Below are 2,686 nucleotides of genomic sequence, written 5' to 3'. Positions count from 1 at the left end.
GTAAGCGTTCATTCTAAGACGTCCTGCCGCCCGGCTGACATTCGCCCTACAGTAACCTCACATTTGCCCACACGAGGTTACCCCCATGAGAAAGCACCGCACCCCGGAACAGTGGCAGGCCCTGGTTGACCAGCATCGTGACAGTGGTCTGTCAGCTTCGCAGTTTTGTAAACAAGAGAACATTGGCTATTCCAGCTTCTGCAACTGGCGAAAGCGCCTGTCCGATCAGCCGACCGATAATTCGACAGACTCTGGAGAAGCCAGCTTTCTCGATTTGTCGTCACTGATGGGCACGTCGCCATCATCCGGCTTAGGCTGGAATATTGTGCTCAGCCTGGGTAACGGCGTCGAGCTACGGCTGAGCCAGAACGGATGATCGGGCTCGATAGCCAGGCGCGCATCTGGCTATGTACCGAACCCACAGACATGCGCAAATCCTTCCGGGGCCTGAGCGCCCTGGTTCGGAATCAGTTGAAGCACGACCCGCTCAGTGGCCAGTATTTCGTCTTCGTCAATCGTCGCAAGACCCAGATGAAGATGCTGTACTTCACCGCCACCGGTTATTGCCTGTGGGCCAAGCGCCTGGAGCAGGGCCAGTTCCGGGTGCCGTTATCCGCCTCCGGGCAGCGAGCCCTGACCCTGACGGATCTGCAACTGCTGATCGATGGCATCGAGGTGCAGAAATATCGCCAGTTCAAGCGTTTTCGAGGGGTATAGAAGGCCGACTTTCGATATAATATCGGCCATGAATTCAACCGCTTCCGCTCCTTCTTCCAATGCACCTTCCTACTCGGCTCTGGCCGAGGAGAATGCCGTGTTGCGGGAGCAGTTGGGAGCCCAGGCAGAAGCGATTCGTCAGCTGACGCATCAACTGGACTGGTTCAAAAAGCAGCTGTTCGGTCCCAAATCCGAGAAGCAGGTGTTCGATCTTCCCGGGCAGGACAGCTTGTTCCAGCCAGAGGAAGCGCCGCTACCGGCGCCGCCTGCTGACGAAGAAGAACGCCCCATCAAGGCCTATCAGCGTGGCACCGGCAAGAAGCAGCGCGACGATGGCTGCCTGAACGACACCGGTCTGCGCTTTACCTCTGATGTGCCGGTGGAAGTCATAGAGTATCTGCCGCCAGAGCTGACAGGGCCGGAGGCCGATCAGTACGAAGTAATCGGCAGTAAGACCACCTACCGGCTGGCCCAGCGGGCCTCCAGTTACGTGGTGCTGAAGGTGGAGCGCCCGGTGTTCCGGCGCAAGGGGAGTGACAAGCCCATCACCACGCCGGCCCCGTTCAACGTGCTGGACAACAGCCTGGCCGATGTCAGTCTGCTGGCCGGGTTGCTGGTGGACAAGTTCCAGTTCCACCTGCCGCTGTACCGTCAGCACCAGCGCATCCAGCAAGCCGGTATCACAATCAGCCGCAGCACCCTGACCAATCTGGTCAAGCGCGTGATCGACCTGCTTCGGCCCATTGTGGATGCCCAGACCGACAACGTGCTGCGCAGTCGGGTGCTGGCCATGGATGAAACGCCGATCAAGGCCGGTCACCAGGGTCGGGCGGGCCCGCAAAAAGGCAAGTTGAAATCCGGCTGGTTCTGGCCGTTATACGGCGATGCCGACGAGGTGGTGTTCACCTACTCGAACAGCCGTGGGCGTGCCCACATCGAAGCCATCCTCAGCGAATCGTTCAACGGCACGCTGATCAGTGACGGCTACGCGGCCTATGCCCGCTACGCTGCTGCCCAAGAGAACGTCACCCACGCCCAGTGCTGGGTGCATAGCCGCCGTTATTTTATCGAGGCGCAGAAGGATCACCCGGAAACCGTCACCGAGGCCCTGCAACGAATCGCAGCGCTGTACCGGAATGAAGAAACCATCAGAACCCACGGGCTGACTGGCGAGAAGAAACGTCAGTACCGGTTGGAACACTCGAAACCGGTCGTTAGCGGCTTCTTCCAGTGGTGCCGGGATCAGTTGGCGTCAGGCGGCCTGGTGCCGAGCGATCCACTGACCAAAGCTCTGAACTACGTGCTCAGCCGGGAAGCCAGCCTGAGCGTATTCCTGGAAAACCCAGACGTGCAGCCAGACACCAACCACCTCGAGCGGGCACTACGCCCCATTCCCATGGGCAAGAAAAACTGGATGTTCTGCTGGACTGAATTGGGGGCGGAACACCTGGGCATCATCCAGAGTCTGATCAGCACCTGCAAGCTGCACAATATTACCCCCTACACTTACCTGGTGGACGTGCTGCAACGCATCAGCCAGCATCCGGCCAGTGACGTCAGCGACCTGACGCCTCGTCTCTGGAAAACCCGGTTCGCCGAGAATCCGCTACGGGCGCTGATCGATCCACGCCATCCTGACCGACAGAACAAACAGCCGGAGGCCACCGTTCATGCGCATTGACGACATGAGCATCGACCAGTTGCTGGAACTGAATCAATACATCTGCCGGCGAATTGATGAACTGCGTGACCGGGAGAACCTCCAGGCGCTGAGCCAGTTGCGGGTGGGCCTGAAAGTGACCTTCGAGAGCCGGGAAGGCCCCGTGCTGGGGATTGTCACCAAGATCAACCGCAAGAGCGTGATCGTGCTGGATGAGGATGGCAGGAAGCAGTACAAGGTCTCGCCGGAGTTATTGAGACCTCTCCGGGACGTGAAGTAGGTCAACTACGTCTTGGAATGAACGCTTAC

At 59.0% G+C, this 2,686-nt stretch carries 4 protein-coding genes; all 4 read left to right on the top strand.

From position 1 onward, the window contains the following. The first annotated feature begins 85 nt into the window (after positions 1-85). Genes tnpA through ACT3XD_RS19415 form a run of 4 tightly spaced genes read left to right on the top strand, consistent with a single transcriptional unit; the run spans position 86 to position 2,657 of the window. A complete protein-coding gene (gene tnpA / locus ACT3XD_RS19430; RefSeq protein WP_022519766.1) occupies positions 86-376 on the top strand; it encodes an IS66 family insertion sequence element accessory protein TnpA in 291 nt (96 codons plus the stop codon). Further along, complete coding sequence (tnpB, locus tag ACT3XD_RS19425; RefSeq protein ID WP_016915087.1) at positions 373-717, top strand: IS66 family insertion sequence element accessory protein TnpB; 345 nt, start codon at positions 373-375, stop codon at positions 715-717. Before tnpA ends, tnpB begins: the two co-directional genes overlap by 4 nt. Before the next feature lie 28 nt (positions 718-745). Continuing rightward, complete coding sequence (gene tnpC, locus ACT3XD_RS19420; protein ID WP_022519765.1) at positions 746-2,398, top strand: IS66 family transposase; 1,653 nt, start codon at positions 746-748, stop codon at positions 2,396-2,398. Then, positions 2,388-2,657 (top strand): hypothetical protein, encoded by a 270-nt coding sequence (locus tag ACT3XD_RS19415; protein WP_022519664.1) that lies wholly within the window; start codon positions 2,388-2,390, stop codon positions 2,655-2,657. Before tnpC ends, ACT3XD_RS19415 begins: the two co-directional genes overlap by 11 nt. Positions 2,658-2,686: the final 29 nt, after the last annotated feature.

This window comes from Halomonas sp. AOP7-B1-5 (assembly GCF_052353045.1).
Lineage (GTDB): Bacteria > Pseudomonadota > Gammaproteobacteria > Pseudomonadales > Halomonadaceae > Vreelandella > Vreelandella colorata.
This window is presented reverse-complemented; position numbering and strand designations above follow the sequence as displayed.